Genomic DNA, 13,309 nt, shown 5'->3' with positions numbered 1-13,309 from the left:
AATAAAGGAGAAAAAATATGGAATATGTGCTAATAGGTGTAATTTTATTATTATTAGCTGCAGTATTCGTGCTGTTTTATAAAAATAAACAGTTAGAATCAGAGAGTCAGCAAGCGGAATTTGAAAAAAAACAAGCAATTGAAACGTACGAAAATGAAATTGCAGCTACGGTTACAGAACATAAAGAGCAGCAAAATACATTAAAAAATATGGAACAGAAAAAATACAATGATTTACAAATAAGTGCAGCGAGAGAACTTGAAAATATGCGTATGATGAAAAATCAATTAGCTGTGCAACATAGTAAAGAACGTAGTGAAATGCAAGAAAAACATAGTAACGAAATACATATGTTTCAAAAGTTAATTGCAGATTTGCGAGAGTATACGAAAAATGGAGCCGAAGTGAGTACACACGAAACATTACAGTATATGAAGCGTGGCTTCGTAGAGCAAGGCATAATACTAGATAATGAATTTCATATTATGCCGAATGTTTTTATGAGAAATCAGCATGGAAGAAATGATTTTCGAATTCATCATCTTGTTTTAAGTAAAACGGGTATGTATGTACTTGAAACGAAAGAATGGACAGGGAAATTAATTCATGGCTTAACGAAAGAAAATGCTAGTACATATTCATTTATGATTGATGAAATTGGCAAGTATCAACAAGAGATAGAGAAAGAAGAGACGTTTGAATATATTACAGGTGAAGATTCATTAACGATACAAGTGAAAAATGAAGGGAACCCAGTATATAGAGCGAAGAAACTATCTCATATTCTATACAATTGTTTGAAAGAAATGCAAGTTGATATTGTAAAGGAAAACATAAATCCGATTGTATATTTTTATAATGAGAATGGGAAAGAAGTGTTAGATCTTTCTGAAGAAAAAACGGCGAGATTAAAAGATAGAGAGCAACTTGTATCGTTTTTCAGAAATGAATTCTTAACGGGGAAAGTAATATATACAGGTCAAGAGTTAGAAAAACTTCGAGAAACCATTAATCGAATGAATTATATAATGAATTAAAAAGAGGTGGGCTTTCTGAGTGCTATATTAAGGGGTATTTTGTATGTTTATATTTGTTTGTATATACTCATGTATCTTGCTCTTATGTTTATTATTGGTATGGCTCATACGTCATTAAGTGTAACGAGCATTTTTATAATAGTCATGCCATTTGTTTTATTAGTTATGATTCAAAAGTCGATCTTATATGTTGCTAAAAATCGTAATGAAGAAAAGAAGCAAATGTCGGGAGTATTAATAGTAGCACTTATTCCGTTAGTAGTATGTACTGCACAATTAAGTATGAATACGTACACTTCCAAGTTTAACCAAGATCGGTGGTTACATGCTGAAGATAAACGGGTACATATGGTAGATGATCTATTGCAAAAATATAAATTAACAGGAAAATCAAATGAAGAAATTACACAATTATTAGGAACGCCTACTGAAACGAGAAATGAAGAAAACGGGGTTATCACTTCGTACTATCTTGGAACTGAACGTGGCTTTATTCCCATAGATAGTGAACATCTTGTTTTACAATTTGATAGAGATGGTAAAGTTTTGGAATATAAGGTGCATACCGATTAAAGAACCGTAGAGAGAAGCTATATATTATAGCTTCTTTTTTATATTCCAATATAGTAAATGTAGGCAAATAGTAGTCATTCCTATCTATACGAATTGGAATGAGTCTGTTATATTGTAAATGGTTATGTTGCTTAATAGTTTAGTAGATAATCTATATTTTGGTTGAGGAGGGGAATTTTAACACGAATTTAATGATATGCGTGTTAAGTAGTATGATGAAAAAAGGATTTTATAATGTTTTAGCTGCATCAATTGTATTTAGTATGGTAACGATTCCAAATTATTCCTATGCTAATGAACTTGGAAAAACTGTTACAGTTTCATCTGATGAACAAGCTTTAAAAAGTATTGAAAACCATATGAAAGATGAAGATGGTCGAGGGGAAGATAAAGGAGTAAGAAGTGAAGTGCAAGGTGAGTTTCTTGTACATATAGTGAAAGAAGTACCTTTATACGATTCTAGTAATTTTCAAAAAGAGACAGGGATTCGTATTTCGAATCAAGTCGTAAAAGCTGAGAAGAGAAAAGGAAACGCTTACTATGTTCAAACTTCATCGGGAACGGGATGGATACAAAATAGTGATGGAAATGTAGAGGTTAAAGAAATTCACCCGTTATTAAGTGAAAAGTTAGTTATTAATGAAGAAAGCTCTACTTACTCTGAACCATTTACTTCATACAAAGAAGAAAATGTACTGGAGCCGCAAACTATTCAAGCAATTGGACAGGCGGGAGAATGGTTCCAAGTAAAAATAAATAATGAGATAAAATGGATTCATTCACCTTCAGCAAAATTTGAAGGAACAAAAGCTTCACTTTTACAAGATGCAGCACCAATACGTACAAAACGTGCAGCAGCTATGTATGCAGCGCCAATAGAAGAGAAAACAACGGATATTTATGGTGTACCTTTAAAAGAAATGATTGTACCAAAAGGAAATGAAAATATTCGTCCAGGTTATGCGATGAACCCGAAGTATATTACGATTCATGAGACCGATAATTATAGTGTTGGGGCAAATGCTAGAAACCATGCGATATATTTATATAACCAAGCAACGGGAACGGAAGATCGTTCAGCCTCTTGGCACTTTACAGTAGACGATAAAGAGATTTATCAACACCTGCCATTAAACGAAAATGCTTGGCATGCAGGAGATGGAGCAGAAGGAACTGGGAATCGAGAGTCAATTGCGATTGAAATTGCTGTAAACGAAGATGGTGATTATAATAAAGCTGTTGAAAATGCTCGTAAACTAGCAGCTTATTTAATGGGGGAATTAAATATCCCTTTAGAAAATGTGAAGAAGCATCAATTTTGGAGCGGTAAAAATTGTCCAGCCATTATGATTAAAAACAATGGTTGGGAACCATTCTTACAAGGAACAAAAGTTTATTATGATGCGAACCATAAAGATGATATAACGGGTGGTTGGTATGAAGCAGACATTCGTGAATTAGATAAGCGCGGTATTATGGTTGGAGATGGAAAAGGTTCTTATTGGCCAGAGCGCCTTGTGACACGTGGTGAATTTGCAAATTTAATATCAAGATCATTGCAGCTACCTGAAGGATCATCGAATTTTAATGACTTAAATACAGCACATCCATCGCTAATAGATGGTATTAATCGTGCAGCAAGTGCTGGGATAATAAGTGGTAGAGGAAATGGTATATTTGCTCCAAACGATACGATTAAACGAGATGAAGCTGTTATCATGATTGACCGTGCACTGCAATATAAAAAAATTAAAGGTAACTTAGTCTCGTTACCATTTTCAGATCAAGATTTAGCATATGATAAACAAGCTGTACAACGTGTTTATGGATTAGGTATTGTAAAAGGAAATGATAATAATGAATTTATGCCGAAAGGTTCTGCAACGCGTGGAGAATCGGCAGCATTTATTAATAGAATGTTAAAAGTAATAGAAAGTAAATAATGAAAAAGCATTCGCGATTGCGAGTGCTTTTTTTATTTTTCAATACGTTACGGAAGGGAGAGAAGGGTTTTGAAGGGAATAAGGAATGAAAGCGGAGGTGATGCATATATATAGATGCGTTAAGGTGTTTTTTGCATATTGTATAAATGAAAAGGAGGTAAGACGGTGAAAGCTATACCGACTGATGTCCTGAGTAAAGAATTGATGGAAAGAGAAGGCGTTATATCTATTACAGTAAAGGAATTTGAAAAAATCGAAGTAGCTGGAGTAGTAGTCGCTGGCCCCGCGGTTATTTTGATTAATCAAGATTAAGTACATAGTATTGAAATAAAAAGTATCCTAGATGGATGCTTTTTATTTGTGTAGAAGAAAGAATATGGTGGATAATTGCCTTACTGGAGGGAGAGTATGTGGCAATTATTATAACGATGTTAGTAATGGGGATTTTATTAGGGTTTGTTGGAGCTGGGGGAGCCGGGTTTATTATCGCGATACTCACTTTAGTATTCCATATTCCTATTCACGTTGCACTTGCAACGTCTTTAACTGCTATGGCATTTACGACATTATCTGGGGTTATAAGTCATTATCGTGAAGGAAATGTAGTACTTACTATAGGCGGGATTGTTGGGGGATGTGGAGCGCTTGGTTCTTATATCGGTTCAAAAATTGGTTCACTTATACCAGGACATCTTCTTCATTGGTTTACAGCTGGGATGTTATTTTTATCTGCAATTTTTATGTTTATTAAATTAATTAAGTTTCAAAATAGGGAAGAGTTACTTTTAGCAGAGATTAAAGATTTTTCGAAAGAGAACATAATGAAATGTATATGTCTTGGATTAGTCACTGGAATGATGGCTGGTTCATTTGGGATTGGTTCTGCACCATTTATTCAACTTGGATTAATGGTTCTATTAGGATTGACGATTCAGCAATCTGTAGGAACAACAATGCTTGTTATATTGCCCATTGCGATTGGGGGTGGGTTAGGATATAGTTCAGAAGGGTATCTAGATTATATATTATTATTGCAAGTATTAATTGGGACGATGTTAGGAGCTTATATCGGTGCGAAGTTTACAAATTATGCACCACGTATGCTTTTGAAGTTTTCAATGATTATGACACCAGTTTTCGCTGGATGTATGTTATTAATGGGATAAAAATAATATAGCAAACTAATATGTTTTACGAATGAATTATGTAAGTAATTCATATTTCCCATATAAAAGGATTTGCTTTAATATAATGAGTGTAAAGTTCGAGTATTCGAAGTACTACTTGAATTATATCCCTATCCCTATCCCTTTTCTAAAAATGCGAACAAGTTTTGCCCTATTCTATTCAATATTGAATTGTATAGAAATATATTGTTCGATGACCATTATGGAACGTACATAATGGGAAAATCCCGATCCTTAAAGAGGATGCCCCTAATCTTCATGTGAAAATATGATCGGATATGAAAGCTGACCAATTTATGGTCAGCTTTCTTTTTGTTCAAAAACTATTTCTTCTTTAATTTCAGTTTGTAATAATAAAGCTTTTCCGAAACGACGTTTACATTCTGCACGCACTTTTGCAATGGCTAGTAGCTGAGTGGTAGCAGGAACTGTGACGATAGCTTGGCGAGGTTGTCGATTTTCTTCACAAAAGACACATTCCACAACATATTTAAAAATCATGCTTTCATCCTTCCGTTTTTAATTTCTAAGAAGGAACTGCCTATGAAGTTGATGTAAATTTTCGTCATTGTTTTCCTTTTTTCCTCTTTTTTCAAGGAGAAAATAAAAAAGGAGACGAATAGTAGTAGGGGAGGGATGTATATGGAAAGATGGATAGGTTGTGCAGCAGTATGTGTAAATGAAAGAAATGAGGTTTTAATGGTATTGCAAGGACAAAAGGGTGAAGAAAAAAGGTGGTCCGTCCCAAGTGGAGGACTTGAAAAAGGAGAAACACTAGAGGAATGTTGTATCCGAGAAGTTTGGGAAGAAACAGGTTACAATGTGGAAGTTGTAAGTAAAATATACGAAAAAGAAGGAATTACATATGGGGTTCCTGTATACGTTCATTATTATGTCGTAAAAAAAATAGGCGGTAGTATGAAAATCCAAGATCCTGATGAGTTAATACATGAAATTGCTTGGAAGAGGATAGATGAAATGAAGGAATTAACGTTATCTTTCCCGGAGGATTATGAGATTTTAAACAAATACATAAATAAAAAAGCGAGTGTGTAAACACTTGCTTTTTCAATGTATCCACGATAAGAAAAGCGGAACGATAACTAAACTAGCTCCTGCAGTTAAAAGCATAGATAAACTTGCAATCGTTCCTTCTACAGGACCGATTTCGAATGCTTTTGATGTACCGGTTCCATTTGCGCTCGTTCCTAACATAATACCTTTTGCAATTGCTGTTTTAATACGGCATATACGAATGAGAGAAGGTCCGAGCAATGCTCCTGTTAACGCAGTTAAAACAACAAATACTGCTGTTAATTGTGACATACCACCAATCATTTCTGAAATGGCCATTGCAATTGGCGTCGTTACAATATGAGGTGCTAAACTATGTTCTAACGATGAATCAATTTGAAAATAATTTGCTAGTAGTGCTGAAGTAATAACTGATAGAAACGAACCGACAATGACATTAAGTAAAATAGCCATTCCATGTTTCTTAAGTAAATCAAAGTATTTATAGATTGGCCATGCAAAAGCAACTGTTGCAGGTTTTAATAATTCTGTTAACCAGTGGCCTCCAGTTTCATACGTTTCATAAGATGTGTCTAGTCCGAGTAATAACGCGATTAAAATAATAGGACATACGAGAAGAGGAGAAAGTAAGCTCCAATTCCAGCGTTGATACATTTTCTTCGATATCCAATATGTGAATAGTGTTAATAGTAAACAAAGAAAGCCGATCATTGCACGGATCCTTTCCGCTTTAGTAGCAATTCTGTTAAGAGTCCTGTAACGAGAGTGACACAAAGTGTACTAATCATAATAATTAAAATGAGATCGATTCCATATTGTGATAGTGTATCTTTGTAGCGTATGACAGCGACTGCAGAAGGAATGAAAAATAAAATAAGTTCTTTTAATAAAAAGTCTGCACCGTCTTGTATCCACTCTTTTTTCACTAGGTTAAATTTTAACGAGATTAATAATAAAAAAATACCGATAATACTTCCTGGAACTGGGAGGTGTGCCTGTTTTGCAATCCATTCACCTGTCCAAGCGAAACAAAATAATAGTAAAATTTGTCCGCTTAATTTCCACCATTTCATACAGTAACCACCTCTTTCTTTTTTTACATAAAAATTGTAAAAAAGAATTAACAATTTCTACTATACGTTCATTCAAAAAATTTGTCTAATATATAAATTATATGTTATTAATATATTAGACGTATTAATTGAAATGGAAAAGGGTGTCCAAAATGGAATTACGGCATTTGCAATATTTTGTTGTAGTGGCAGAGGAGTTACACTTTGGACGAGCAGCTGCTCGTTTACAAATGACACAACCACCGCTTAGTCAACAAATTCAGCAATTAGAAAAAGAAATGGGAGTTATGTTATTTTCAAGAACGAAGAGAAAGGTTGAATTAACAGAAGCTGGAGAAATGTTTTTGAAAGAAGTAAAAAAAGCGTTTGAACAAATTGAAAAAGCTGTAGAAATTGCACAAAGTGCCCAAAGGGGAGAAGTGGGCTCACTTTCAATTGGTTTTGTAGGTGCGGCGATATATGATATTTTACCATCTATCGTAAGGGAGTATAGAAAGAAATTTCCGAGGGTATCTGTTGCATTACATGAATTATCTACTCCGGATCAAGTGCATGCACTTCATGATAATCGTATTGATATTGGATTTTTGCGTCCACCAATCCCGACACAATTATTAGAATTAGAGCCAATTCAAAAACTATCTTGTACTTTATGTTTACCGAAGGCTCATCCACTTGCAGAGAAAGATGAAATACATATAGAAGATTTACGGGATGAACCGTTTGTATTTATTACGAGACCAGTATGGCCAGCTTTGTATGATACAATTTTATCCCTTTGTAGAGAAGTTGGATTTAGCCCGCGTATTGTGCAAGAAGCAACGGAATATCAAACAGTTATGGGACTTGTAGCAGCAGGGATTGGAATTACAGTCATACCCGTATCGGCAAATAAATTATATAAAACGGAAGTTGTATATAAAGAGCTATATGATTCTAATTTTGTTGCAGAAATGTCAGTCGCTTACAAAAAAATGAATAGCAATCCAGAGCTTTTAGAGTTTTTAAAAATTGCAAGAGAGAAGAAAAGAATAGAAGTTGAGGATGAGATTAATTAAGTTATTGAAAAATACACCTCGTTAAACACTAAAGCGGAAATGTAATTGCATTTCCGCTTTAGTGTTCTTTTTTTAGTTCTATACGAAAGAGATAAACATGTTCATTTTTGTTTTCTAGGACTAAAGACTTAGAGAAAATTCCGATTGTAGTGCGATGTTTAAAATGTCATATTTTTATACACTAGTAGTATAGAATGCGTATGTAATAAGGTAGGGGAAGAATTTTATGTCTTTATGTCGGTTAGCGAGAAAAAATATAAGAACATTTGCTACCAAAAGGATGAAGCAATTTATGTGGATTGCTATGAGTATTATGATTTTGTTTTTTATGATATCGCTACAATTTAATGAAGTAGTTGCTGGGGAATTAGGGACTACACTTTTATTTCAAATGTGTTTTTACACGTTGTTTATCGTAGTCATTTTCATATGTACGTTTATTACATATAAAATGACTTATTCTCTTTTGCAAGCGAGGAAAGAAGAAATTAAATCTTATGTAGCAGAGAATAGGAAGAGAAATGATGTACTATGTTTATTATGTCAGGAGCAATTATTTATTTATGGAGCAGCGTTTGTTTTTGGATTAGTTAATGGGATGTTATTTTTAAAATTATTTACGATTATCTTTATGAAAATAACAGGAATACAAGGGATAAATAGTGCACCGATTACAATATATGCAATAGTAGTAGTGAGTATAATTATGATTGTTATCCTTCTATTATCGATGGTGCAATGTATTCGATTTGTTCAAAGTTTACAAGATGAAAATTCATTTCAGTTTAAAGAAAAGGCATGAGAAATCATGCCTTTTTCCATTTTACACATAAAAATAATCATGTTACAGTGTAAAGACCTGACAAAGAATGGGAAGGAAAGGTTGTATAGCATGACAAATGAACAATCGATTGTAAAGGTTGAGCGGTTAACGAAGCGAATCGGTTCAAAGACACTTGTAGAAAATATTAGTTTCGAAGTTAAAAAAGGTGAAGTAGTTGGTTTGCTTGGACCAAATGGTGCTGGAAAAACGACTTTAATGAGAATGATGGTCGGCATGATTCGTATGACAGAGGGCGAAGTTTGGATTGATGGTCAATCTGTAAAACAGCAATTTGAAAGTACTGCCTCGAAAATTGGAGCGGTAATTGAGACACCGGAATTTTATCCGTTTTTGAGTGGCTATGAGAATTTAACATATTTCGGACGCATGAATGGTAACGTGACAGAAGAACGTATCGATGAAGTAGTGAAACTGCTAGGTATGGGACAAGTCATTGATCGCAAAGTAAAAGCATATTCACTCGGTATGAGACAACGATTAGGAATTGCTCAAGCGCTTATTCACGATCCTGATGTATTGATATTAGATGAACCAACGAATGGATTAGATCCTAGTGGAATACATGAAATGAGAATGTACATAAAGAAAATTGCACATGAACAAGGAAAAGCTGTTCTTGTATCTAGTCACTTACTTTCAGAAGTTGAATTAATGTGTGATAGAGTTATCATTATTCAGCACGGAGAATATGTCGCGACGCAAAATATTCAGCATAATCAAAGTGAAGAGATGGAGACAATCCGTATACGCGTAGATGATGCGAATAAAGCGGCAGAAATGTTAGACCAAGATGTTTTAATAAAAGGTAATGATTTACTTATTCATGTAAAAGATGAAGAAATCCCAAATGTTATTCGTACATTGCTTGAGAAAAACATTCAAGTGTATCGTGTATATGAAGAAAGAAAAACGTTAGAAGAGCAATTTTTAGAATTAACAGGGGGAAAAGATATTGTTTAATTTAGTGTATAACGAATTGTATAAAATATTTAAGCGAAAGCGAACGATTATTCCATTTGCAGTTATTGCAGTATTAATAATCGGATTAGGATGGGTTACTGTAAAGTATTTGGAGCCGGAAACAAAAGGATGGAAAGCTGATTATACAGAACGAACTGTAGAAATTGAGAAAAAGCTAGGCATGGAAAAAGAAGCAATTTTAGCGGAACGATCTGGGGATGAGCTTGTAAAGGAATATCAGCTCAAGATGAAGCATTTAGATACAGATACAGCACCGGCAAGTAGTTCTCCACTTTCTTTCATGAGAGATACAGGCTTTATCGTATTTCCAATATTACTTCCGTTTATCCTCGTGTATGCAAGTACAATTTTTGCGAATGAATATAGCTGGGGAACATATAAATTTTTAACAATACGACCAGCGAGTCGCTTTAAAATTTTGACAGCTAAGTTTTTAGCAATTGTCATATTTGCAGCATTATTGTTTATATTTAATATGATTTTCTCCATTTTATGTGGACTGGTTATTTATAAATTCCAGCAGCCTGCATGGAGCGAGTTTATTTTCCAAGATGGAAATATTATAAAACAAAATATTTTTGTAGAAGCTAGTAAGTATTATATTTTATCGTGGTTGCCGACGATTGTGTACGCAGCGTTTGCGTTTATGATTTCTGTGCTAACAAGATCTAGCGGAGGCGCGATTGGTATTTCACTATTTCTTGCTTTATCAGGAAACATCGCATTACTAGCAGCAACTAGATATGATTGGGCGAAATATTTATTGCCAGCAAACACAGATTTATATAGTATTGCAAAGAATGGAAGCTTTATTGATGGAGTAACGTTCCCGTTTGCATCATGTATGTTATTACTGTATTTATTTGTATTTTTAATCATTTCCTATACAGTATTTTTAAAACGTGATTTAACATAAAAAAGGAGCCGTTAAATATGTCTTAACGGCTCCTTTTTTATGCAAATTGTTTAAGTGCCCTTTCAGCTAGCAAAGCGAAGTATTCTGCACTTATAGGTAATGCTCGCTCATCTACTGTAAAGCTTGGATGATGCCATTCATGTGTACCACTTGTTCCCATAAAGACGAATGATCCTGGTATGTGTTGTTGATAAAAAGAGAAATCTTCGCCAGCCATGGAAGGAGTAGGGGTAATCACGTCTAGTGACATTTCCTGTGCAGTTTGTGTACATAAATGAGTAAGACTTTCATCATTATGGACGGCAGGAGGACCTGAATGAAAATGGAATTCTGTTTTTACACCTAGTGCATCAGAAACGCCCTTAATGATACGTTCCATTAAGGCTGGAATTTTTTCGCGTGTTTCAGCTTGGAAAGTACGAACAGTACCTTCTAATATTGCTTTTTCAGGAATAACGTTCCACGTATTTCCTGAGTGGATGTTTGTGACACTAACGACGGCATTATGTGAAGAACTTATATTTCGGCTTACAATTGTTTGGAGTGCCATCACAATTTGAGAAGATGCGACAATAGGGTCTACCCCAGCATCTGGTACAGCTGCATGTGTACCAACTCCGTGAATTTTAATTTCAAATCGATCAACTCCGGCCATAAGTGGACCATCTTTAATACCGATTGTACCTACTGGTAAATCAGGTTTGTTATGCATACCGAAAATAGCTTGTACGCCATGTAAATGCCCAGCTTCAATAACTTTGCAAGCGCCATCACTACTCTCTTCAGCCGGCTGGAATATAAAGCGAACAGTTCCATTTAGGGAAGGTTCCCTTTCTTTTAATAAATAAGCTGCACCTATAATAGCAGCTGTATGAAAATCATGCCCACAAGCGTGCATTTTTCCATGGATTTTTGAAGCGTAGGATAAATTTGTTTCTTCCTGAATAGGAAGGGCATCAATATCAGCACGGATTGCTATAAGCGGTCCGTTACGATTCCCCGAAATTTCAGCAATAACGCCCGTTTCTAAATTAGAATTTATAATCGTAATGTTTTTCTCTTCCAACCAATTCTTTATAGCTTTCGTCGTTTCAAATTCTTCGTATGATAGTTCTGGATGCTCATGTAAATTTCGACGAATAGAAATTAGCGTCTCAGTTAATTGCTCTAGATTTGCTGCCACTTATAATGCCTTCTTTCTTAAATAAAGTATTTACATTAAGTATACAATATTAAAAGAGAGGATTCTCAAATGAAAATCCCCTCTCGTTTATGCTGCCAATTTTTTGTGTGTATGATGTTTACGGTAACGTCCACGCATTGCATAAGCAATTTGCGGGATTGCAATCCCGATTAAAATAAGTGATACACCGAACCATTGTGAAGATAGTACAGCTTCTTTTAAAACGAATACAGACATAATTGTTGTAACTGGTAGTTCCGCAGCGCCAAGAATAGTCGCTAAGCCAGAACCAATCTTTGGAATACCAATTGTAAAGGCGATAGAAGGAATGACGATACTGAATGTTCCTAAACCTAAACCGTATTTCCAAAGTCCTTCAGAAATTGCACCGTTAAAAATAAATGTTGGAGGGAATACGATCATTACTAAAGTTAAAGCACCAGCCATTAAAAGAACACCACGTGGTAATGAAGGTACTTCAACAGCAACTTTCCCGCTCACGAAAATGTATGTTGCAAATGTAACAGCAGATAATAAACCTAATATGATTCCAGTCGTATCGAAATCACCTGCTGATTTTTCTAGTAAACCACTTGATAAAAATGTACCTGCAAGTAAGAAAATAACAGAAATAACTTTTTCTCTTGAAGGTAAAGTTTTTGTTGCGACTGCTTCAATAATAATTCCGACCCAAACGAATTGGAATAAAAGTATAATTGCGATAGATGCTGGTACAGTTTTTAATGAAGCATAATAAAAAATTCCAGTGAAACTTGCAGATGTACCTGCAACGAATAAAATTAATGCTTGTTTTAATGGAACACGATGTCTCGAAAATAGAAGTGTAATAGCAAGCAAAATAATCCAACCGAACAAATATTGGCTGCCAATTACCTCTCCAAGTGAAAATCCTTCTGCATATGCAAGTTTAACGAAAATAGCTAAAATCCCATAACTACACGCTCCTAATAAAACTAAAAGAGAATAACGAAGCATGAAATATTCCTCCCATCTATATGAAATTGTTCCGTAACGGACATATATAACTAGAGGGAAGTATACAAAATTAAAAATGAAGGGTCAAATAAAAGAAAAGTGTGACATTTTATAGAATAATAATAAAAGTATGATATTTATGCATAATCTTGAAATTAGTAATAATAGAAGTATTGTAAAATCAAGTTTGTATTGTATAAAGACAGCATTTGAAAAAAATATTTTTTAATCAATATGTATATAAACGTACGAATAACATGCTAATCATTTGAGAAACTATATTACCTTTGTTATGTTAATAACATTAGAGAGGTTTTGTAGTGTAATTGAGATTTTTCTATATAAATAGAAGGAAATGAAAACGTTTTTTCAGAAAAAGTGTGAAAGGGTAGTTTTTCTTATTATCACGTTGGAAAAGTGATTTCACGAATTGTTCATAGTATTTTTATATGTTTTTGCTACAATATGTAAGGAGAGGAGTGG

15 protein-coding genes and 1 pseudogene are annotated in these 13,309 nt (G+C 34.3%); 11 read left to right on the top strand and 5 right to left on the bottom strand.

Annotated elements, in window-relative coordinates:
* Positions 1–17: 17 nt before the first annotated feature.
* From ACTFNE_RS11700 to ACTFNE_RS11680, 5 genes are all read left to right on the top strand, one after another.
* Complete coding sequence (locus ACTFNE_RS11700; protein WP_046198983.1) at positions 18–1,037, top strand: nuclease-related domain-containing protein; 1,020 nt, start codon at positions 18–20, stop codon at positions 1,035–1,037.
* Positions 1,038–1,043: 6 nt separating this feature from the next.
* The gene (locus ACTFNE_RS11695) at positions 1,044–1,610 is read left to right on the top strand and encodes a hypothetical protein (RefSeq protein ID WP_074533031.1); all 567 of its coding nucleotides are present in this window, start codon (positions 1,044–1,046) and stop codon (positions 1,608–1,610) included.
* Between the two features lie 215 nt (positions 1,611–1,825).
* Positions 1,826–3,553 (top strand): S-layer homology domain-containing protein, encoded by a 1,728-nt coding sequence (locus tag ACTFNE_RS11690; protein ID WP_046199011.1) that lies wholly within the window; start codon positions 1,826–1,828, stop codon positions 3,551–3,553.
* A gap of 165 nt (positions 3,554–3,718) precedes the next feature.
* A complete protein-coding gene (locus tag ACTFNE_RS11685; RefSeq protein WP_000644411.1) occupies positions 3,719–3,865 on the top strand; it encodes a BC1881 family protein in 147 nt (48 codons plus the stop codon).
* 98 nt (positions 3,866–3,963) lie between these two features.
* The gene (locus tag ACTFNE_RS11680) at positions 3,964–4,719 is read left to right on the top strand and encodes a sulfite exporter TauE/SafE family protein (RefSeq protein ID WP_000974648.1); all 756 of its coding nucleotides are present in this window, start codon (positions 3,964–3,966) and stop codon (positions 4,717–4,719) included.
* A 321-nt stretch (positions 4,720–5,040) separates the two neighbouring features.
* On the opposite strand, the gene ACTFNE_RS11675 is transcribed toward ACTFNE_RS11680, so the two are convergent.
* On the bottom strand, positions 5,041–5,241 hold the full coding sequence (locus ACTFNE_RS11675) for a DUF3903 domain-containing protein (RefSeq protein WP_046198982.1): 201 nt from the start codon (positions 5,239–5,241) through the stop codon (positions 5,041–5,043).
* A 141-nt stretch (positions 5,242–5,382) separates the two neighbouring features.
* Here ACTFNE_RS11675 and ACTFNE_RS11670 point away from each other — a divergent pair, with 141 nt between their 5' ends.
* Positions 5,383–5,796, top strand: coding sequence for an NUDIX hydrolase (locus ACTFNE_RS11670; protein WP_000442971.1), 414 nt, complete (start codon positions 5,383–5,385; stop codon positions 5,794–5,796).
* Positions 5,797–5,808: 12 nt separating this feature from the next.
* Here ACTFNE_RS11670 and ACTFNE_RS11665 read toward each other — a convergent pair whose 3' ends face one another.
* Together ACTFNE_RS11665 and ACTFNE_RS11660 are read right to left on the bottom strand one after the other, a co-directional pair.
* Positions 5,809–6,486, bottom strand: coding sequence for an LrgB family protein (locus ACTFNE_RS11665; protein WP_000578958.1), 678 nt, complete (start codon positions 6,484–6,486; stop codon positions 5,809–5,811).
* Entirely contained in the window at positions 6,483–6,848 is a 366-nt protein-coding gene (locus ACTFNE_RS11660; RefSeq protein WP_000872364.1) for a CidA/LrgA family holin-like protein, read from the bottom strand. Before ACTFNE_RS11660 ends, ACTFNE_RS11665 begins: the two co-directional genes overlap by 4 nt.
* 152 nt (positions 6,849–7,000) lie before the next feature.
* On the opposite strand from ACTFNE_RS11660, the gene alsR reads away from it, so the two are divergent.
* The 4 genes from alsR to ACTFNE_RS11640 all read left to right on the top strand — a co-directional run bounded on the left by alsR (position 7,001) and on the right by ACTFNE_RS11640 (position 10,647).
* Positions 7,001–7,906 (top strand): acetoin biosynthesis transcriptional regulator AlsR, encoded by a 906-nt coding sequence (gene alsR / locus ACTFNE_RS11655; protein WP_000423226.1) that lies wholly within the window; start codon positions 7,001–7,003, stop codon positions 7,904–7,906.
* A gap of 226 nt (positions 7,907–8,132) precedes the next feature.
* Positions 8,133–8,708 (top strand): FtsX-like permease family protein, encoded by a 576-nt coding sequence (locus ACTFNE_RS11650; RefSeq protein ID WP_000050622.1) that lies wholly within the window; start codon positions 8,133–8,135, stop codon positions 8,706–8,708.
* Positions 8,709–8,798: 90 nt separating this feature from the next.
* Complete coding sequence (locus ACTFNE_RS11645; RefSeq protein ID WP_000180642.1) at positions 8,799–9,710, top strand: ABC transporter ATP-binding protein; 912 nt, start codon at positions 8,799–8,801, stop codon at positions 9,708–9,710.
* Positions 9,703–10,647, top strand: a complete 945-nt coding sequence (locus ACTFNE_RS11640; RefSeq protein WP_046198981.1) for an ABC transporter permease — start codon at positions 9,703–9,705, stop codon at positions 10,645–10,647. Before ACTFNE_RS11645 ends, ACTFNE_RS11640 begins: the two co-directional genes overlap by 8 nt.
* Before the next feature lie 37 nt (positions 10,648–10,684).
* Here the strand turns inward: ACTFNE_RS11640 and ACTFNE_RS11635 are convergent, their stop codons facing one another.
* Positions 10,685–11,830 carry a M20 peptidase aminoacylase family protein gene (locus ACTFNE_RS11635; protein ID WP_270706001.1) on the bottom strand — a complete coding sequence of 382 codons (1,146 nt, stop codon included), beginning with the start codon at positions 11,828–11,830 and terminating at the stop codon, positions 10,685–10,687.
* Positions 11,831–11,917: 87 nt separating this feature from the next.
* A complete protein-coding gene (locus tag ACTFNE_RS11630) occupies positions 11,918–12,826 on the bottom strand; it encodes an EamA family transporter (protein ID WP_000947030.1) in 909 nt (302 codons plus the stop codon).
* Positions 12,827–13,152: 326 nt separating this feature from the next.
* On the opposite strand from ACTFNE_RS11630, the pseudogene ACTFNE_RS11625 reads away from it, so the two are divergent.
* Positions 13,153–13,297, top strand: a pseudogene (locus ACTFNE_RS11625) (peptidase T).
* The last annotated feature ends 12 nt before the right edge of the window (positions 13,298–13,309 follow it).

Source organism: Bacillus cereus group sp. MYBKT111-2, assembly GCF_051915205.1.
Classification (GTDB): Bacteria; Bacillota; Bacilli; order Bacillales; family Bacillaceae_G; genus Bacillus_A; species Bacillus_A paranthracis.
The sequence above is the reverse complement of the archived record's forward strand: the minus strand, read 5'-3'. Positions and strand labels throughout refer to the sequence as shown.